The following is a 20,159-nucleotide window of genomic DNA, read 5'->3' as shown; positions in this document are numbered from 1 at the left end:
TACTCATGTATGGCTTGAGCTTTAAGCCCGCACGGACACCTAGCGATAGAGTTAGGTTTGAGAGTGAGCTTTATTAATGATGGAGTCTGATGAGACTTTACTATATGAAAGCCTTCCCAGAATGAAGATAGGAAAGTATGATTCGACATGAAAACGGTAGTTTGTGTAGGTTTTGTTTGGCGATAAAACTCTATCACTTACTACCGTTTTTGTTTTCAGTTCCCGCTTATCCGCGATGAACCTTTTTTTATGCCTGTAAGAAATGTTCTTTGCGGTAACTTCTTGGGCTGTGCTGAAACTTCTGTTTAAAGCACTTAGAGAAATAGTTGCTGTCCGAAAACCCACACTGTTCGGCGATGTGCTGAACCGATCGCTCGTTCTCTTCACACAATAACTTTGTCGCGTAGTTCAACTGCACATCACGCAAATACTGATTTGGCGACGTGTCTAAAAACTGGCGAAATAGCCTTTCTAGCTGACGTTTACTGATGAAGGCTGCCTTCGCAATTGCATCGCTGTTTACGCCGACATCACTGAAGTGCTGCTCAATAAATACCAAGGCTCGGCTGAGTGCAAGTGTGGTTTGTGGCAACTCTTGGCTTTGGTCTTGATACATTCGGGAAAGAGCAATCACCAACTGCTGCATTAAGCTGGTTAGCATGACTTCAAATCCAGGCTGTGAGGCTTCATATTCCAACTTCAAATCTGACAAAAGGCGTTCGATTTCTGGCAATTGCTGACGGTCTAGGGTCAGTTTTGCTTTGTACTCGGTGGTTTGTCTCGCGATAGGTTCTACTTTGAACATGGCTTGGTAGCCGGACAACTGGCGCATCGAAGGTATTTCAAAAAACGGCGTGTTGGAGTCAAACATCAAGTTAATGATCTTGAGTTTGTTTACGTCTCGAAAGCCATGCTCGATGTCGCCATTAATCACAAATACATCGCCTTTGTGTAGCGGGTATTCGTATTCCGCGACTGTGTGCTTACCGCTGCCACTGACCACTAAAAACAGTTCAGAAAAGTCATGTTTGTGCGCGGCAAAATCACAATGGTGATGTCCGTCGACGTAGGCAAACTTGAGATGACTGTGCTTCTGATGTGCTTTGAGTTGATAGATGATACTCATGTCGCGATATTCCTTTTTACTGTCGCCATTTTGGTAGAATGGCGCATCCGGTCAGCATACTATTTCCACATAGAAAAACGAATTTTCATCGATGTTTTTTGCCCGTTTTTGCAGGGCTGGCGATGTTTTTCAAACTCGTCTCCGATGCCTGTTTAGCTGGTGAAAAGCACGATGCCAATAACGACTCGCGCGACTTTAGTGACCCGTTGTCATTCAGCGCGCTGAAATACGAAATAAAAATGAACGGTTGTGGGTTGTGTATGAACAATAAACAAATTAGCCAAGCGCAAAAGAACCTCGTCCCTGTAAGCCGACAAGCGGCAGCAGAAGGGATTGTACTTCTCAGAAATAATGACGCGGTTTTACCTCTGACTGCGCAAGATACCCTATCGCTGTTTGGTCGCTGCCAAATTGATACGCACCGCAGCGGCACAGGTTCGGGCGGGGCAGTGAATGTGCCTTACGCGATCAGTGCGCTAGACGGGTTGCGCGCTAATGCAAAGGTTCGTTTGAATGAAGAGTTGGTTGCGGTCTATCAAGATTGGATTGCAGAGCACCCATTTGACGATGGCGGCGGTGGCTGGGCGGCGGAACCTTGGTTCCAACAGGAAATGCCACTGACTGATGAACTTGTTGCAAAAGCGGCATCGAGCTCCAACAAAGCCATGGTGTTTATTGGTCGTACCGCTGGTGAAGACCAAGACAACGCCGACGAGCCGGGCAGCTACCGCTTAACTGCAGAAGAAGCGGACATGATCGCCAAGGTCAATCGCCACTTCAACGACGTGATCGTAGTGATGAACGTCACCAACATCATGGACATGGCGTGGTTAAACACCATCGAAGGCAATGAATCCATCAAAGGTGTGCTCTACAGCTGGGCTGCGGGTATGGAAGGCGGTCATGGTTTGGCGGATATCGTCTCTGGCGAGCAATCACCAAGTGGTCGTTTGACCGACTCGATTGCTTACCACCTTACTGACTACCCATCCTCAGCGAACTTTGGGCGTAGAGACCGCAACATCTACGTTGAAGATATCTACGTGGGCTACCGTTACTTTGAAACCTTCAATCCTGAAGTGGTGCAGTTTGAGTTTGGCGCTGGTCTGTCATACACCGATTTTAGCCGTGATCTAGTAGAGTTTACGACCGAAGGGCAAGGCGCAGACGCTGTGCTGCACTTTGATGTTGAAGTGAGCAACGTGGGCTCTGAATTTGCTGCCAAAGAAGTGGTACAGCTTTATGTTGAAGCGCCTCAAGGCAAACTAGGTAAACCTGCTCGCGTGTTGGCGGGCTTTGGTAAAACACAAACACTTAAGCCTAGCGCGAGTGAGTTGGTTCGTATCTCAGTACCTGTTGCTTCGCTAGCTTCTTACGATGACAGCGGCGCGACCGGACATCGCAGTCGCTATGTGCTGGAAGCTGGTTGCTACCAGTTCTGTATCGGTGAAAGTGTACGTCACGCTAAGTCAGTTGCGGCGACGTTCCAATTGGATGACACATTAGTCGTTGAAGTATTGAGTGAAGCTTGCGCACCAATTCATGAATTTGAACGCATGAAGCCTGCACAAAAGAGCGACAATGGCACGTATGCGTTGAGCCATGAAATGACGCCACAACGCAGCGTTTCTTTAGCTGAGCGTATCCAAGCTCATATGCCTCGCACATTCGAACTGACCGGCAACCAAGGCATCAAGTTGATGGACGTGAAACAAGGCAAAGCGAGCCTAGAGGACTTTGTCGCGCAGATGTCACCGGAGCAACTTGCCACTATCGTTCGTGGTGAAGGTATGTGCAGCCCGAAAGTGACGCCGGGAACGGCAGCCGCGTTTGGTGGTGTGTCTGACAGCCTGTTTGAACTAGGAATTCCCGTAGCAGCAGCGGCTGATGGCCCGTCAGGTATTCGTATGGACAGTGGCCATAAAGCAACGCAAGTACCAATTGGCACTTTGCTTGGTTGTACATGGAACTCTGCTCTAAACGAAGAACTTTTCTTCCTGATTGGTAAAGAGTTGCGTGCCAACCACATCGATACCTTGCTTGGCCCTGGCATCAATATTCACCGCCACCCTTTGAATGGACGTAACTTCGAGTACTTCTCTGAAGATCCGTTTATGACGGGCGTAATGGCGGCAGCGCAGACTCGTGGTTTAAGTAAAGCGGGCGTATCGGGCACCATCAAACACTATGCGGCGAACGATCAGGAAACCGCTCGTGTGGATGTGGACAGCATCATGTCTGAACGTGCACTGCGTGAAATCCATATCAAGCCGTTTGAGATGGCAGTGAAGCAAGGTAATGCGACCACCATCATGACCTCTTACAACCCAGTAAATGGGCATTGGGCGGCATCCAACTACGACTTAAACACCACTATTCTGCGTAATGAGTGGGGCTTCACCGGCATTGTGATGACGGATTGGTGGGCGAAGATGAATGACCCAATCGAAGCGGGTGAAGAGAGTAAAACCTTTACTTCATTTATGGTGCGTGCACAAAACGATCTTTACATGGTGGTCGAGAATGACGGCGCAGAGAGCAATGCGATGGGCGATGACACGCTACAAGCGCTAGAAAACGGCACACTGACCATTGGTGAGTTGCAACGCTCTGCGATGAATATCTGTCGCTTCATCATGGCTGCTCCAGTCATGGAACGACCGCTGAAAGCTTACGAACCAATCAAAACCTTTGTTGCACAAACTGAGCAACCGAGTGAAGAAACGCATTTCGTTGAACAGGAAATTACCTTGAATACGAAAGTGAACGCTTCGGTTGTGCTTCAGGTTGGCGAGGAAGGTGTATACCAGTTCAATGGCATGATGAAGTACGAGCGTGACTCTCTGGCGCAATCTTCTTGCAGTCTATTCCTCAATGGAGACTTTAGTATGACGTTACCAATGCATGGCACGGATGGTGAACTGATTACGGTAGAAGGTTTGAAGGTGAAGTTGAATCCAGGGTTCTACACCCTAGATATTGACTTTGTTAAGCCGGGTTTAGAGCTGGAAAAAATCAAAATAATCAAGCAGTAAACAATAAATGATAACGTTAGCTTATGGTTTTGTTGTTGCTGGGTAAATGGTGGGGAATGTTTCTTGTAAATACCCCTAAAAGTAACGTGACTTTGCGTTTAAAAGTTATACAATCCGCGCACAAAATTAGTCGATAACTCAAACTGCTTCACAGTTCTCTGTGGGGCAGTTTTTAGTTTTAGGAAAGGTCAAACACATGCCTAAAAGCCAGAATATCAACCAGCGTATGTCCATTGTGGCATTAGCTTGGCCAATACTTGTGGAAATTTTGCTACGGACGGCTTTAGGAACCAGCGATGTATTTATGTTGAGTGGTTACTCAGACAAAGCGGTATCCGCCGTTGGGGTAATCACACAATTAACATTTTTCCTAATCATTGTATCCACCTTTGTAAGCAGTGGTACGGGGATTCTAATTGCGCAATATAATGGTGCAGGACGCGAGAAAGACTCGGTTGATGTGGGTGTTGCAAGTATCGCTTTATCCGTGCTTGTCGGCGTATTCTTGAGTGTGCTGGCTGTGATCGGGGCGGTGTTCTTCTTGCCATACTACGGCTTAGAAGCCCAAGTTGAGCAGTACGCTCGAGAATACTTACTGATCAGTGGTGCAATGACGTTTAACGTGACCATCGGTATCGTCTTTACTACGATTTTGCGGAGCCACGGTTATTCGCGATCACCAATGGTGGTGAACCTGATTTCTGGCGTGTTCAACATCATCGGTAACTACATTGCGCTTTATCAGCCGTTTGGCCTACCTGTGTACGGAGTCGAAGGGGTTGCGGTTGCGACGGTCGTTAGCCAAGTGATCGGTACATTGATGCTTGGTGTGATCCTGACCCGAAGTAGCATTGACGTGCCAATGTCAAAGCTAAAACAAGTGTCGGGTGATGTTTACAAGAAGATTTTGAAAATCGGTGGCATGAACGCTGGTGAAGTTTTGTCTTACAATATGGCGCAAATCTGCATCGTTTATTTTGTAGTGCAGATGGGAACATCATCACTTGCGGCATTAACTTATGCGCAAAATATCGCCCGTTTCTCTTTTGCATTTGCCTTAGCAATTGGCCAGGCGTCGCAGATTCAGACTGGTTACTACATCGGTAAAGGTTGGATAACAAGTATTCTAAAACGTGTTCAAATTTACTTTTTAGTGGGTTTTATCGCATCCACAACGGCGACGACGTTGATTTACCTGTTCCGAGATGAAATTTTAACCGTCTTCACCGATCAGCCAGAAATTTTGGCATTAACCGGTGCTTTGATTCTGGGGTCTATCTTGCTGGAAGCGGGACGCGTGTTTAATTTGATCTTCATTTCGGCACTGAAGGGGGCTGGTGATATCAAATTCCCGGTACAAATGGGTATTTTAAGCATGTGGGGACTGGGGGTGTTATTTTCCTATGTCTTCGGTATTCATATGGGCTACGGCGTGTTCGGTGCTTGGATGGCGATGGCGCTTGATGAGTGGGTACGTGGGATCATTATGGCAAGGCGTTGGCGTTCACAAGTGTGGACTAAGTTTCGAGTCAGCTAAAATCAAAAAGGGCCCTGAGTAAGGGCCCTAATCATTTAATGGTTAAGCACTAATAGCTGAGGTGGCTATACCAATTAGACCACCAAAAACACCGCCCCAAACAACAAGCCAGCCTAGGTGATCACGAATCATCTTTTGTACGATTTCTTTTACCAATTTTGGCGTCAATTCACTTAGGCGTTGATCTATGATGCCCTCGATGTTCTGTTTAATTTCATCCATCATTGCTGGTGATTCAAGCTGTTCTTTTAAAGCTTGTTTGATGGTGTCACTCTGACTGAGCTCAACCATCGACTCCTGCATTTTCTCAACAAACGGCTGCTTTAAAGGTTGAAGTGCTTCTGAGCCGCCAAACATTGCAAGCATACCGCCGAATGACGAAGTTTCGATTACGCCAACAAGCTTGTCAAAAGCAGGCTCGAAGTCTACTTTCTCAATGACAGGTTCTAAGTCGATGTTAACCCCACCTGACATTTCCTGATTCAGGAATCGGTCGATGTTTTTTTCAGTAAAAAATTGCTCCATCATTAATTGTTTGATGGCGAATTTAAATTCTTCAAAACGAGCGGGAATTACGCCTGAACCATATAATCCAGGTACTTTCTCAAACAGCATGTGTATGGCTAACCAGTTTGTAATTGCACCAGAAAATGCAAACAGCCCCGCGAACCAAAGGTAATCATTTTGAATATGGTAGCCAGCCCCCATTAACGCTAGGGCCAGAATATTTGTCATTAAGCTCTTGTTCATGAAATGGAACTTTCGAATAAGTGATAGATTTATGGGGGGAGATTTTAGGGGATTACTAGAAAAAACAAAACCCGACATTCATTGTCGGGCCACTGCTTTTATCTACCCTATTAATATAGGGTTTAAGTAGTTTGTTGGTTTCGCAACGTTTTAGATGCGGAAGATCTTACGACAAAGTTGGCATTTCCATCGTTCTGAATAGCCGAAAAGCTTGTCAGCCCAACTTTGTTTTACTTGTACGATCTGCATTGAACCACATTTACACATAAGCTAATCACCTTATTATTAATGTAATAACTAAGCCATTTAATGAGTATAGCTGTTTCTCAAAAAGTGAAATTACAAACGATCCAGCGTATGACTCTGCGTTGTGTCCACTGCTTACGATTACGCAACGGGGCGGTATAATACCACAACTATTGTGATATCGATCCCATATTTTGTTTCATATTTAAGACTTTGTATGTGTGAAGTCACGAAAGCTCTAACGACAGTGGAATGATGAGGAGAGGTGAAGTGCCAATAGTAGCGAGCCAAACGTTATGGCTCGCTGTGGTTAAATGTCTATCGTTCTCCGTTTAATACTACGGAGAGTTGCCTTTTCAGGAGAGTCTGAGGCACGATTGAGCCGAAGCCGGCTTCCATAGCCTTATCGATCAACTCATTTTTACTATTAGCCTCAAACTTGGTTCGTAAGCGTGCTACGTGGCCTTCTACTGTTTTAGTTGAAATACCCATTACTTGAGAGATGTATTGAGGCTTCTTTCCATACAGGAGCAAAAATAGTGTTTCTTGTTCTCTGTTGGTCAATTTTTCTGGCTCTGGTTTTAGGTTAGAGAAGCGGAAAATAGACTTTTCATCGTTATGTACACCGATCGCTCGGCATACCCAATATCCAACCTCTATGATTGCGGTATCCGTCAACTCTCGTCCATAAAAAATAGTGCCGACAATATTACCGTCATCATCACGCCAAGGTGTTTTGGTAAAAATGTGCGCTCGCCAACGGCCGTCGGGGTATGGGTGTATATCGAGAATCTTAAGAGATTCACCACTTTCAATTACGTAGTGGTCTTGACGTTGAAACTCAAGTGCACACTCGGTCGTTGGGCTCACCATATCAAAATCGGTTTTCCCTATGCACTCGTCGGGAGAAGTATGCCCCAAAAGCTCCGCGTATTCTTGGTTTACATAGCGGAATACTGAGTCTTTATCTTTACATCCCCAACAACCCGGTAGCTGTCGGAGAAGCGACTGTTCTATGGCATTGACTGGAATATTCACAAGATGGCTCGCTTATTACTGCTTATTATACTGCTGAACACAGAAGCAACATACGTTTGGTATGTGATCCAGCAGGCTTATCCCAACAGATAACATTGATTGGTATTACAGGTACTAACCTTGATCATGCTTTCGTGATTTGTGTAATGAGCGAATATGAGTTCATGAGGTGAAGCCTCGAGTTTCATTACACTGGGATGGAATTAAGTGCGGCCATACTATCAGCTTATGCCATTGTTTTCATTGGCTTGAGACAAAAAAAAGCCAGCCTGAAGACGGGCTGGCAACACAAGATAAATCTTGTCGACGTGTAGAAGAGGTTCTAAATTACATAGCGAGGGTCTGCTAAGTAAATTAGAGGTATCAATAAGATACCGATGAGCTCCGGGTCGTATGCCTCCGAAGCTCGAGATCTAATGTATTGAATTAGAGGCATATTCGAAAGGGGGGGGAAATCCCTCTATGCTACTGTTTTAAAGAAAAAATCTTCTTTTTAAGTGATTATTTCTCTTGCCAGTTTCGTGCTATCAATGAATTTATCGCCATTTCGGCTAAATAGCGCCAGAAGTGTGAGTCATAGGGAATGAGGATCTTCGTCCCGTGCGCGGTTAAATTATAGATATTTATCTATCTTTCGGTTTTTGTTAATAAAATTGGTTGAGCAATGGCCGTAGGTTACGCTCACATGATCATCGTTCCGGAACTATGATCATGTTGAGTGCTTTGATCATGTTGATTTGATCTTGTGCGATTGAATTGGGGAAGATTTGCAACCCAACCGAGAAGGTATATGATGCCAAGGTGTAAGCCGACCGTGTAAAGACGACAGTTCGAAATGAGTGATTCAGATAACCCGAAAGCCCCGCTATATAAAGAGATCATGCTGCCTAAGCCAGCAGAGCTGATCACGCTTCCGTCTTATATGGATTGTCATGATCATGCTTACACCCAGATTGTGATCGGCTTAAAAGGACAAGCAGAATTTGAAGTCCGCGGACAGGGTAACTTGGTTGGTCCTGGACAAGGATGCATCGTCACGGCGTCTTCTGATCATGCTTTCGGTGGCGTGATTCATCAGTCTGATATTTTGGTGCTCAACATGCCAAAACCAGCGAGTGACGAACCAGAGATGCTTCAGAAAATCAATAACCTAGAGCGATTTCACCTTTACTTCCAGTTGGATGGCCAAATCCAAAAGCTGATTCAGATGCTGGTGCAAGAGATGCGCAATCATCCCGACGACTTACTGCTTAGCCGTGCTTGTAATGACACTGTGATTGCTCTGATGCAACGTCATATCTCAGCATTTGAAACGTCGAGGAAAGAGTCTCGCTTTGATTTGGAAGCGATTGACCGCTATATCGAGCAGCATTTGAGTCACAAAATCAGTGTGGCACAGTTGGCAGGGAGTGTGTTCTTGGGCGAAAGCCAGTTCCACAGCTTGTTTAAAGATCAGATGGGCATTACACCGCATCAGTATGTGCTAGGTAAACGCATCGATATGGCGCGTGATTTGATTGAGCAAGGTAACTTAACGCTTGGACAGATTGCTGAGTTTACAGGTTTCTCGAGCCAAAGTACTTTCACGCATACTTTTACTCGTTTACAAGGATTGTCACCTTCCCAGTATAAGAAACAGCATTAATATTCTGCTTCTATTTTTATTCATTAAATTGCTTATTGATAAATAGCCGCGCATGGATCGCGGTTTTTTTGCGCATGCATTTTTTGTCGCCAAGCTGAACTTTTTTGTTTATTTCCCCGATAACTTTCCACTTTTTTATCCATTCCTCGCAAAAGGGCAATCTAAATCCTTCTTATTCAAATGAAAATTCTCGAAAAATCGTCATTTTTTGTTGTAAATGACATGCAAAGATGAATTTTTACAACACAATATATTATGTAATTGCGTGTGACTATGTAGATGTTTTGTTATAAAAGCGAGTTTTTAGCAAAAAGCTCGGAGTTTTTGACAAGTATTCTTCTCGGGCTCAAAATACACTGCCAGCCATTGATGATCCTCGAAGCGGTTTTCGAGGAGAGAGATTGAGGAAAACGCATGTTTACAGCAACGAACGTGTTAACACCGGAATTTATCGAGCAGCCGCTTGATAAGTTGTGGTCACTGATCTCGCCATTGTACATGGTGGACGAGTCTCAATGGCTAGAGCAATTATTGCCACTAGCAACGCCGACAGCGGAAGAAAAATCGGCAATCACGACCCAAACAACCCAGCTTATCGAAGCCATCCGTGCGGACAAGAAGTCAATTCAGATGATTGATGCGCTACTGCTGGAATACAGCTTAGATACTCATGAAGGTATCTTGCTGATGTGTCTTGCAGAAGCATTGATGCGTATTCCTGACTCAGCAACGGCGGATGCACTGATTAAAGATAAGCTAAGCGTTGCTGACTGGAAATCTCACCTAAAGAGTTCTGATTCGGTCTTCGTAAACGCGTCAACTTGGGGCTTAATGCTAACGGGTAAAGTGATTGGTCTTGGTGAGCAAGAAACCCAGAGCCCAGGTCAGGCTGTAAACCGTCTGGTGAACAAATTCTCAGAACCTGTGATTCGCAAAGCCATGTATCAGGCAATGAAGATCATGGGTCATCAGTTTGTACGTGGTCGTACGATTGAAGAAGCACAGAAAAACGGTCGCCCAATGCGCGACAAAGGCTTCACTTACTCATTTGATATGTTGGGTGAAGCGGCGCTGACTACGGCAGACGCAAGCAAGTACTTCAAAGACTACCTAATGGCGATTGAAGCCGTTGGTCGTGAAACGTACGGTAGCGATACAAGTCCTGCACCTTCTGTTTCTATCAAGCTTTCTGCACTCCACCCACGTTATGAAGTGGCGAATGAAGAACGCGTGATGACAGAGCTTTACGACACCTTAACGCAACTGCTTAAGCGCGCTATCGAAGTGGATGTTGCCATTACGATTGACGCAGAAGAAGCGGACCGTCTTGAGCTGTCACTAAAACTGTTTGAAAAACTGTATCGCAGCGACCTTTTGAAAGGCTGGGGCAAGTTTGGTCTGGTAGTTCAAGCCTACTCGAAACGTGCATTGCCTGTATTGGTATGGCTAAACGGTCTAGCGAAAGAGCAGGGTGATTTGATCCCGCTTCGTCTAGTAAAAGGCGCGTACTGGGACAGCGAAATCAAGTGGTCACAACAAGCAGGTTACGAGAACTACCCAGTTTACACGCGCAAAGAAGCGACGGATGTTGCTTACCTAGCGTGTGCGCGCTTCCTACTAAGTGAAGGCGTGCGCGGTAATATCTTCCCGCAGTTTGCTAGCCACAACGCACACACTGTTACTGCGATTGCTGTAATGGCAGAACACAAAGATTACGAATTCCAACGTCTGCATGGTATGGGCGATTCGCTTTATAACCATGTGATGGACACTTATGGTCAGCCAGTTCGTATTTACGCGCCAGTCGGTAGCCATGCGGATCTACTGCCTTACTTGGTTCGTCGCTTACTAGAAAACGGCGCAAACAGTTCGTTTGTGCACCGTTTGGTGGATGCGCGTTGTCCTATTTCAGAGCTGACGCATCATCCTGTTGATGTGCTGACCTCGTTTGAGACGCTACACAACGGTCAAATTCCAATGCCAACAGGTATTTTCCCGGAGCGTAAAAACTCATACGGCGTCAACGTTGATATCGACAGCGAAGCGAAGCCGTTTGAAGCGCAGGTTGAAAGCTTCCTTACACAGAAGTGGACTGCGGGTCCGATCATCAACGGCGAAAAACATGCCGAAAGCATGATCAAGGAGAGTGCTGCTGAAATCATTACCGCACCTTACGATCGCCGTATCGAAGTAGGTCAGGTGGCTTTCGCAAGCCTTGATCATGTTTCCGCTGCAATCGAAGCGGCTGATGCTGCATTCCCTGAGTGGAAAGGCACCGCGATAGAACAAAAAGCGCAGTGTTTAGAAACTTTGGCTGACCTAATGGAAGCCAATCTTGCTGAGCTGGTGGCGATTTGTCATCAAGAGGCGGGCAAGACGATTCATGACAGCATTGATGAAGTGCGTGAAGCGGTCGACTTCTGTCGTTACTACGCGAAACAAGCGCAAAACCTTCAAGCGTTCGAGTTGGAAGGATTTGATGGCGTGAAGCGCATTTCTAGCCGCGAAGGGTTAGGCGTGTTCGTTTGTATCAGCCCATGGAACTTCCCTCTGGCGATCTTCCTTGGCCAAGTCACAGCGGCATTGGTGGCAGGTAACACTGTTGTGGCTAAGCCTGCTGAGCAAACCAGCTTAATTGCGGCGCGTGCGATTGAATTGATGTTAGAAGCTGGTTTCCCGGCTGGTGTGATTCAGCTATTGCCAGGTCGTGGTGGTGAAATTGGTCATGCACTAACGTCTCACGATGCGATTGCAGGCGTGGCATTTACTGGTTCGACAGCAACGGCGCAGCGCATCAACGTGACGCTTGCCGAGCGCAGCGCGAAGCCAGTACCGTTTATCGCTGAAACTGGCGGTCAAAACGCGATGATTGTGGATAGTACGGCACTGCCAGAGCAAGTTGTGCGTGACGTGATTCGTTCTGCTTTCGCTTCTGCAGGTCAACGTTGTTCTGCCCTGCGTGTCCTGTTTGTTCAAGAAGATGTTGCGGATCGCATCATCAACCTTATCCAAGGTGCGATGAATGAACTGCATGTTGGTATTCCTTACCTACACAAAACGGATGTGGGTCCGGTTATCGACAGCAATGCAAAAAATAAACTCCTTGCTCACCTAGAGCACATGACAAGCACGCAAACCAAAGTTGCACAGCTGCAATTGGATGAAGCGTGTCAGCACGGTGATTTTGTGTCGCCAAGTGCATTCGAAATCTCGGGCATTGATGTTCTGAAAGAAGAGCAATTTGGTCCTATCTTGCACATTGTTCGCTTTAAAGCGTCTGAGTTGCCAAACGTGGTTGAGCAAATCAACCAAACCGGTTTTGGTCTCACAATGGGCATCCACAGCCGTAACGAAACCACTTATCGTTGGATTGAAAAACACGCTCGTGTAGGTAACTGCTACATCAACCGCGATCAGGTTGGTGCGGTGGTTGGCGTTCAGCCATTCGGTGGTCAAGGCTTGTCGGGTACGGGGCCGAAGGCAGGTGGTCCTCACTACCTATACCGCTTCACTCAACAACATCTTGTTCAAGCAGAGAAAGCATAAGGAGTCGCATTATGGTTCATCAAATCACGTATTTTAAAGATGCATTCTCTGCGTGGGAGCAGTGGAATCTGACCGATTTTGATTACAAATGCGAGCATTTGCTGGCATTTAAATCTGCGATTGAAGAGCAGCATAGCGTGGTTGGCAAAGTGGTGTCTTACCACTTGCAACAAGCGTCAGCTCTGTTAGCAGAAACTCATCAGTTAGTGGGTCCTACGGGCGAAACTAACGAGCTGTACGCGGCGGGTCGCGGTGTGGCTTTGGTCGTTTGTGAAAACAACCTGGCGAATACCGAGAACGCACTGTACAGCGCATTTGCAATGATCACCTGTGCTTTGATTGCAGGCAACAGTGTGGTGATTTGCAGTGACAATACAGAGCTTACTCAATTGGTTAAGCATGCTGTAGTGTCAGCAAACTTCCCATCTAACTTAGTCCAAGTGGTTGCGTACGATGCGTCTTCCCCGTTGTTAGACAGCGACGTACGTAGTGTGGGTTATGTTGGGCATTCACAGGTTGAGCATGCGCTTAACCTGCAACTGGCTAAGCGTGACGGTGCTATCGTCGGCTTAGTTTCTGAAACGGATTTAGAGTCACCGACATTGACTCATGATCCTCATCTATCGTTGCGCTTTATTACTGAGCGTACACGAACGATAAATATTACAGCGGTGGGCGGTAACGCGACTCTACTCGAGTTGGGAAGCGACTCCCACTAACCTGACTTGTGATGCCAACCTAATCACAAAGAGTCGTAGAGCTCATTTGGGTTGGTATCTCTTGCTTTGATGTATTGCTGCGATGGCAAAATATCAAAGAGGGCAAGGAAGGAAATAATTATAACGAGGACTATCAAATGATAGAAAATAGCTTTGCTATCACGACCACTTTTGTGGCGTATTTACTAATTATGGTTGCCATTGGCGTTTACGCGTATAAGAGGACTTCCAATTCATCTGACTACTTCCTAGGTGGTCGTAGCCTTGGTCCATGGCCAGCGGCACTTTCTGCGGGCGCATCAGACATGAGTGGCTGGTTGCTACTTGGTCTTCCGGGGTATGCGTATGCAGCAGGTATTGAAGCGTTCTGGCTAGCAGGTGGTCTGCTTGTGGGGACATGGCTAAACTGGTTAATCAGTGCAAAACGTCTACGTACTTACAGCATCCAAACTGATGCGCTAACGCTGCCTGAGTTCCTGTCGCGTCGCTTTAACGATAAGTCGAAACTGATTCAGACAATCTCTGCGTTCTTCATTCTTCTATTCTTCCTTTTCTATACCAGCTCAGGCTTGGTAGCAGGGGGTAAATTGTTTGAGACCGTATTCGGCTTGGATTACAGCATTGCCGTTATCATTGGCACGGTGTGTGTGGTTTCGTACACGCTATTCGGTGGTTTCTTAGCGGTATCTTGGACGGACTTGGTGCAAGGTCTACTGATGGCGGCAGCACTAATGATCGTGCCTGTTGCAGTAATGGACGGTGGTCTAGGTCAACTAGCGACGGACATGCACAACATTAACCCAGAACTATTAACGCTATGGAACGACGTGAAAGGCGAGCCTCTATCGGCTATCGCAATCATCTCGTTGGTAGCATGGGGGCTAGGTTACTTTGGTCAGCCACACATCCTAGCGCGTTTTAAAGCTTCTCGTTCAAACAAAGACCTAACAACAGCGCGTCGTATCGCTGTGGGTTGGACTGCGCTTTCTATGGCGGGTGCAATGCTAGTTGGTCTTGTTGGTCTAGTGTGGGTAACGGGTCACCCAGGCACGCAACTAGAAGATGGCGAAAAAATCTTCATGCTATTGGTGAACACGGTATTCCACCCAGTGATTGCAGGTATCCTATTGGCGGCAATCCTAGCGGCGGTAATGAGTACTGCGGATTCACAACTTCTTGTGTCTTCATCTGCTTTAGCAGAAGATTTCTACAAGCAAGTGATCAAGCCGGATGCGACGTCTGAAGAAATCGTGATGATTGGTCGTATTGGCGTTATCGTGATTTCTCTTATCGCGCTATTCCTAGCAATGACACCAGACAGCTCTGTTCTAGGTCTTGTATCTTACGCATGGGCAGGCTTTGGTGCTGCGTTTGGTCCGGCAGTTGTACTTAGCCTTTACTGGAGCGGTATGAACCGTAACGGTGCACTAGCAGGTATCCTAATCGGTGGTGTGACTATCGTGGTTTGGAAACAGCTATCAGGTGGTTGGTTCGATGTGTACGAAATCGTACCGGGCATCATCTTCTCAACGATTGCGATTATTGTCGTAAGTAAGTTGACTGGCGGTGCAGCACAAGAAGTACTTGAGCAACACAAAGAATACGAGAAGAAGTTGGTTGAACTAGACTAATTTCTCTCAAGTGAAAACAAAGCCCGCGTTTATCGCGGGCTTTTTTGTGTTTGTTCGATAGCAATTTGAATGACGCACCAATACCTCAATGAAAGAGTTTCTGAGGTATAGTGAAAAACGTGTTGACCCGTCTATCAGTGTAGGGCTGATGCTATGTCTGTACCGACAAAAGGAGCCATTATGCTAACCGTAACCCAACTGGCCAGAGAGTGTGGACTCTCTCGTACTACGATTCTCTACTATGAACGCGAAGGCTTGCTAGCGCCTGCGCATCGCTCAGAAAACGGTTATCGCTGGTATGGAGAAAACGAGATTCAGCGTTTAAAAACCATCTCGTCATATCGCTCTTACGGGTTACCGATTTCCAGCATACGCACTTTGTTGGCACAGAAAGGCAAATCTCAAGCGGAGATCTTGAAAGACCATTTCAATGAACTCGAACGCGAGATTCAGAATCTGCGAGCGCAACAAAAAGCGATCGTGGTGCTACTACAAGAACCACAACTGACAGAGGATAATATTGTGACTAAAGAACGTTGGGTACAAATCATGCAAGCGGCGGGTTTTTCTGAAAATGACATGGTGACATGGCACCAGAAATTCGAAGAGATGGAGCCTGCTGAACACCAAAAGTTCCTTGAATCTTTAGGTATTGAGCAAGACGAAATTGTGCGCATTCGCGCTCTATAATTAGCGTTTAAACAGCGTCTTAAAAACCGGTTAAATAAAAATAAGCCTCTTTGTGAGGCTTATTTTTTGTGGCGCTATATTTAATAAAAAAGTTTAATAACAAACTGCCTAGTTACGGATTTTTGAGTAAACCACAGTGTTACTCAATTCCCCTGAGGTAGAGAGGCGGTCGTGTCTCAACTCGCCTTCAAAGTCATAACCACAACGCTCTGCGACGGCGCGGCTTTTTAGGTTGGTTGAATCTGCGGTAATCGCAATGCGTCTTGCGCCGAGGTCTTCAAACGCGTAACGCTCTAGTTCAAGCACCGCTTCGGAAATATAGCCGTTGCCCACCGCTGCATCATCCAGCCAGTAGCCGATTTCAAACGATGGCACTTCTTGATCACGAATCATTAAGCCTACCGCACCAATTAAGCGGTCGCTTTCTTTCTCAATGATGAAGTAACGTAACTCCCCTTCAAAACTCTCAAAGTTGGCGATGGCTTTTTCTGTCCCCTCAATCATGGCTTCTAGTGTGAGCACATGTGGCACCCAAGGAAGATACACTTCGAGTGTCTTCTGGCTACGCAATACTGCTTGGTGCGCTTCTTCTGCACGATCTAAACAAGCAGGGATTAGCTTAAGACGTTTCGTTTCCATATCGACTCTCCTTTGGGTGAAAAATGAACGAAAAATCATTTAAACAGATGTACTTAGAATGATCTAGTTGTTCGTATACCCAAATAACCTCGAGATGCTAGGTTCAGCGAGAATGACTTGGTTTGTATACGCGGCGGCGATTTAAAGGTCTAGTGGGTCTAAATCAAGAATCGGCAACAAAGTATACAAGCCAAGGCAGCTCGCCCTTTGGGAGCGTGTCATTGACTCGATTGCTACGTCAAACAACTTGGAAAGAGCTGGCTATTACGCTGCGTTGTTTTCCTTGACCTCGAATCAATGACAACGCTCTGAATCCTGCATCATGAAGTCATTTGGGTATAAAATATTATTCACTTGGTTTGTTTTGAAGAACCTGAGAGAATCGTATGGTTATTAAAACCACTAGGTTCATTATGAAACTTTTAGTAAGAAACTTGGCTCGTCAAACGACTGAGCAAGATATGCGCGCATTATTCTCGGCATACGGCAAAGTAGAACTTTGCACACTGGTACTTGATCAAGAAACAGGTTTGTCGAAAGGCTTCGGCTTTGTGATCATGCCAGATGAGGCAGAAGCGATTTCAGCCCTTGAAGCGCTGAACTTGAGCGACGTAGCGAAAAGCAAGATTCGCGTGAAAGTCGCACAAGACTAAGATAGAGAAAAGCCAGCATCACCGCTGGCTTTTTTGTGTTTCAAGAGAGGAGGGGAGGTCTAAGCGCATCGGTACATAACGAATGCCTTCTTTCTCGCAGATATCATCGGTAGGTTCAAAACCGTGCTTGTGATAAAACGAAACTGCGTTGGGGGCTGAGCGAAGGCGAACATAACTTATTGGTTGATCTTGGGTCGATTCCAATATCGCATTGAGCAGTTGTTTACCCAAACCATGGCCTTGTTCTTCGGTGGTCACAAATAAATGAGTGAGATAGTTACCACTTTTAAGGGCGACAAATCCGACGATGTTGTTGTCTCTGATGGCTGTTAAAGCGACATAGTCTGAATGCGTTATCGCTTGTGTCACGTCTTGCCCAATCCTAGCAAGGAATCGTTGTTTTCCTTCTTCAGTGAAATGCTCGACGATATGGCGCTGTGTAACTTTAGAGACCAACCCCGCCACTTGTATATACCCAAGTAACCTCGAGATGCTAGGTTCAGCGAGAATGACTTGGTTTGTAGACGCGGCGACGATTTAAAGATCTAGTCACTCTAAATCAAGAATCGGCAACAAAGTATACAAGCCAAGACAGCTCGCCCTTCGGGAGCGTGTCATTGCCCCGATTTCTGCGTCAAACAACTTGGAAAGAGCTGGCTATTACGCTGTGTTGTTTTCCTTGAACTCGAATCAATGACAACGCTCTGAATCCTGCATCTTGAAGTCACTTGGGTATAATGTCATTCGTTTGCGCTTTGACTATCTCTATCATCAATCTTCTCTTCGAGCTGTCTCATTAATTGCGCTAATTGCAGTTTATCGAAGTTGTTGGAATTTGGAACCTGATAAGAATCTTTAGCGGTGTAGAGCATCAAGCAGTTACCATTGAAAGGTTCTTTCTCAATTTGAACCTTGCTGATTTCATTCAATGGAATACGAAAATACACAGTAGAATCTTGATGGTACTTCAAACTATTAGAAGCGGACTCAATGCTGATCGATTTTGGCGTAAACCACTTACGCTTAGATAGATGTAATACGAACAGCAATAGGACAAATACAGCCATTCCTGCCCCTATTAACCATAGGTAACCGCCTATATAAGCAAAGTAGGTGAGGGACAGTACCCAAACACCCATCAAAAACGGGTTATTCTTAGGTAGGTTTTGAGAGGTTTCATGAATGACCACGCTTTGCCTCCTCAAATGAATATTGATAGACACACACCTCGCGGTCTGCTCCTTGCATGGCGAGGGTTTTGTTTCCTACATAAGGCACATTTAATTTTTGTATCACGGATTTTGAGCGTTGGTTTTCTACCAAGTGCATCACTCGAATACCGATGAGTTGGAAATAAGATTTAGCAAACTCAATCAGCGCTTGAGATGCTTCGAATGCATAACCTTTCCCCCAATAAGGCACGCCAACCCAATAACCTAGAGTGCCATAACCGTCCTCAATTCTTGGTAAACTTACCGCGCCAAGCAGTTCTCCGGTGCTACGTAGCGTGATGGCATACGCTATGCCTCTTTGATCATTAAACATAGGACCATGCCCATCTATCCATGTTTTTGCCATTGGCTGTTCATAAGGGTGTGGGATATTTGCTGTCATTTCTGCAATGATTTTTTCTCCGGCGAGCAATGCGACGCGCTCACAATCGTCGTGATGGAATGGGCGAAGAATAAGTCTCTCGGTGAAGAGAGTCGGTTGTATTGGCATCTTGGGTTTACCTCACGGATTGAATGACCCAAACATCCAGGTCTGGCCGGTAAGTTGTATCGAAGTAGCCTAAATCATCGAACGCAAATCGGACGCCAGTTTCGTTGGCTCTTGGTTGGTTGCCACAAATCACATTAAACATCGTGCTGAGGAAGCGTCCGTGAGACACCACCAAGTAGCGGCCACTGCCACGTCTGATGATAGATTGAAGGGCCAGGCTTGCTCGGGCGTAAAGCTCAACACCGCTTTCCCCTTCATTGGCAGAGGCGACGCAAGGTTGATAGGGGTTGACGAAATCAGCCATAGGATATTTGTGCTTAGATTCACTAAATGGCAAACCTTGTAATGGTCCGTTGTCACGCTCCATCAACTCATCATGAGTCGTTATGCTGACATTTAGCTGTTCAGAAAAGATCTCGGCGACGTGTCGCGCCCGCTGCATTGAGCTGCTCAAGATTGCGTCGTACTGGCGCCCTTCTTCAACAAACTGTTTTGCTCTATTTTGTGCTTGCTGAATACCTACTTCAGTCAATGGGCTGTCGAATCGTCCTTCGTGTACTTTCAGGTCGTCGGCTTGTGAACGCCCATGACGGACAAAGGTGATATGAATCATCTAACTTCCTTGTTTTGTATTAGTTTCCTCAACCCGATACGTGCTTACTATGCATCTATCGGCATCGTGGCGAAATACTTGCAGCTAATGAAAGTATTTGCGTAATCACTGATAGCGTCATGTTACATACGTTTGTATTATTTTTGCACAAGTGGTGCCACAAAATGAGACCGACTTAGGTCTCAGTTTTCAGGCATATGTGCAGAAATTTTTGGAGGAAGGGCACAAAAAAACAAAGGGCATTTATTATTGTGGAATTTTTTTGAACAAAATATGTCAATTGTCAGTAGTACAGTAAAAAACAGGGAGAGGTGTAATGCCGGATATTTATTGCTCAGCCTGCAGAAGAGCAACGCAGCATAAAGTGATCATGAAGCGTTGTGAATCTGATCAAATCGAAACACTGACAGGCAAAGTGGTAAGCTTTACTCAATTGATGGCAAAGTTTGTGACAGGTGAGCACTACTATGAGATGGAACCACAGTACTACTGTCGATGCTGTAACCATCGCGCTATAGGTGAAGTTATTCAGCATCCAGCGCGACAGACATCAGCGATCATGTGATCGA

17 protein-coding genes and 1 pseudogene are annotated in these 20,159 nt (G+C 45.9%); 9 read left to right on the top strand and 9 right to left on the bottom strand.

Annotated features, from left to right (window positions below; genetic code table 11):
- Positions 1–149: pseudogene (locus tag B853_RS26830) on the bottom strand (ISL3 family transposase); the annotation flags it as partial.
- A 98-nt stretch (positions 150–247) separates the two neighbouring features.
- On the bottom strand, positions 248–1,126 hold the full coding sequence (locus B853_RS17180) for a helix-turn-helix domain-containing protein (RefSeq protein WP_038887016.1): 879 nt from the start codon (positions 1,124–1,126) through the stop codon (positions 248–250).
- A gap of 260 nt (positions 1,127–1,386) precedes the next feature.
- Here B853_RS17180 and B853_RS17175 point away from each other — a divergent pair, with 260 nt between their 5' ends.
- Together B853_RS17175 and B853_RS17170 are read left to right on the top strand one after the other, a co-directional pair.
- Positions 1,387–4,161, top strand: coding sequence for a glycoside hydrolase family 3 protein (locus B853_RS17175; protein WP_038887044.1), 2,775 nt, complete (start codon positions 1,387–1,389; stop codon positions 4,159–4,161).
- Between the two features lie 196 nt (positions 4,162–4,357).
- Complete coding sequence (locus B853_RS17170; protein ID WP_038887017.1) at positions 4,358–5,698, top strand: MATE family efflux transporter; 1,341 nt, start codon at positions 4,358–4,360, stop codon at positions 5,696–5,698.
- 42 nt (positions 5,699–5,740) lie between these two features.
- On the opposite strand, the gene B853_RS17165 is transcribed toward B853_RS17170, so the two are convergent.
- Together B853_RS17165 and B853_RS17160 are read right to left on the bottom strand one after the other, a co-directional pair.
- A complete protein-coding gene (locus B853_RS17165) occupies positions 5,741–6,448 on the bottom strand; it encodes a DUF445 family protein (protein WP_038887019.1) in 708 nt (235 codons plus the stop codon).
- Positions 6,449–7,012: 564 nt separating this feature from the next.
- Positions 7,013–7,732: a helix-turn-helix transcriptional regulator gene (locus B853_RS17160; protein WP_038887021.1), complete on the bottom strand. Its 720-nt coding sequence runs from the start codon at positions 7,730–7,732 to the stop codon at positions 7,013–7,015.
- Positions 7,733–8,567: 835 nt separating this feature from the next.
- Between B853_RS17160 and B853_RS17155 the strand changes: the two genes are divergently transcribed.
- The 5 genes from B853_RS17155 (at position 8,568) to B853_RS17135 (ending at position 15,963) form a co-directional block, all read left to right on the top strand.
- Entirely contained in the window at positions 8,568–9,377 is an 810-nt protein-coding gene (locus B853_RS17155) for an AraC family transcriptional regulator (protein WP_038887022.1), read from the top strand.
- 414 nt (positions 9,378–9,791) lie between these two features.
- Entirely contained in the window at positions 9,792–12,923 is a 3,132-nt protein-coding gene (gene putA / locus B853_RS17150) for a bifunctional proline dehydrogenase/L-glutamate gamma-semialdehyde dehydrogenase PutA (protein WP_038887024.1), read from the top strand.
- Positions 12,924–12,934: 11 nt separating this feature from the next.
- Positions 12,935–13,642, top strand: coding sequence for a 1-pyrroline-5-carboxylate dehydrogenase (locus B853_RS17145; RefSeq protein WP_010453501.1), 708 nt, complete (start codon positions 12,935–12,937; stop codon positions 13,640–13,642).
- 137 nt (positions 13,643–13,779) lie between these two features.
- Complete coding sequence (gene putP / locus B853_RS17140; protein WP_038887026.1) at positions 13,780–15,273, top strand: sodium/proline symporter PutP; 1,494 nt, start codon at positions 13,780–13,782, stop codon at positions 15,271–15,273.
- 180 nt (positions 15,274–15,453) lie between these two features.
- Positions 15,454–15,963: a MerR family transcriptional regulator gene (locus B853_RS17135; protein WP_038887027.1), complete on the top strand. Its 510-nt coding sequence runs from the start codon at positions 15,454–15,456 to the stop codon at positions 15,961–15,963.
- Between the two features lie 108 nt (positions 15,964–16,071).
- Here the strand turns inward: B853_RS17135 and B853_RS17130 are convergent, their stop codons facing one another.
- Positions 16,072–16,602 carry a GNAT family N-acetyltransferase gene (locus B853_RS17130; RefSeq protein WP_010453496.1) on the bottom strand — a complete coding sequence of 177 codons (531 nt, stop codon included), beginning with the start codon at positions 16,600–16,602 and terminating at the stop codon, positions 16,072–16,074.
- A 413-nt stretch (positions 16,603–17,015) separates the two neighbouring features.
- Between B853_RS17130 and B853_RS17125 the strand changes: the two genes are divergently transcribed.
- Positions 17,016–17,255 (top strand): RNA recognition motif domain-containing protein, encoded by a 240-nt coding sequence (locus tag B853_RS17125; protein WP_038887046.1) that lies wholly within the window; start codon positions 17,016–17,018, stop codon positions 17,253–17,255.
- A gap of 18 nt (positions 17,256–17,273) precedes the next feature.
- On the opposite strand, the gene B853_RS17120 is transcribed toward B853_RS17125, so the two are convergent.
- From B853_RS17120 to B853_RS17105, 4 genes are all read right to left on the bottom strand, one after another.
- The gene (locus B853_RS17120; protein WP_050569005.1) at positions 17,274–17,720 is read right to left on the bottom strand and encodes a GNAT family N-acetyltransferase; all 447 of its coding nucleotides are present in this window, start codon (positions 17,718–17,720) and stop codon (positions 17,274–17,276) included.
- A gap of 275 nt (positions 17,721–17,995) precedes the next feature.
- Positions 17,996–18,445, bottom strand: coding sequence for a hypothetical protein (locus B853_RS17115; RefSeq protein WP_038887030.1), 450 nt, complete (start codon positions 18,443–18,445; stop codon positions 17,996–17,998).
- Positions 18,432–18,977 (bottom strand): GNAT family N-acetyltransferase, encoded by a 546-nt coding sequence (locus B853_RS17110; protein WP_038887032.1) that lies wholly within the window; start codon positions 18,975–18,977, stop codon positions 18,432–18,434. Before B853_RS17110 ends, B853_RS17115 begins: the two co-directional genes overlap by 14 nt.
- A gap of 7 nt (positions 18,978–18,984) precedes the next feature.
- The gene (locus tag B853_RS17105; protein WP_038887033.1) at positions 18,985–19,590 is read right to left on the bottom strand and encodes a histidine phosphatase family protein; all 606 of its coding nucleotides are present in this window, start codon (positions 19,588–19,590) and stop codon (positions 18,985–18,987) included.
- A 316-nt stretch (positions 19,591–19,906) separates the two neighbouring features.
- Here B853_RS17105 and B853_RS17100 point away from each other — a divergent pair, with 316 nt between their 5' ends.
- Positions 19,907–20,155, top strand: coding sequence for a hypothetical protein (locus tag B853_RS17100; protein ID WP_010453484.1), 249 nt, complete (start codon positions 19,907–19,909; stop codon positions 20,153–20,155).
- The last annotated feature ends 4 nt before the right edge of the window (positions 20,156–20,159 follow it).

Origin of the sequence: Vibrio rotiferianus CAIM 577 = LMG 21460 (genome assembly GCF_002741985.1) — a bacterium.
Classification (GTDB): domain Bacteria; phylum Pseudomonadota; class Gammaproteobacteria; order Enterobacterales; family Vibrionaceae; genus Vibrio; species Vibrio rotiferianus.
The sequence above is the reverse complement of the archived record's forward strand: the minus strand, read 5'-3'. Positions and strand labels throughout refer to the sequence as shown.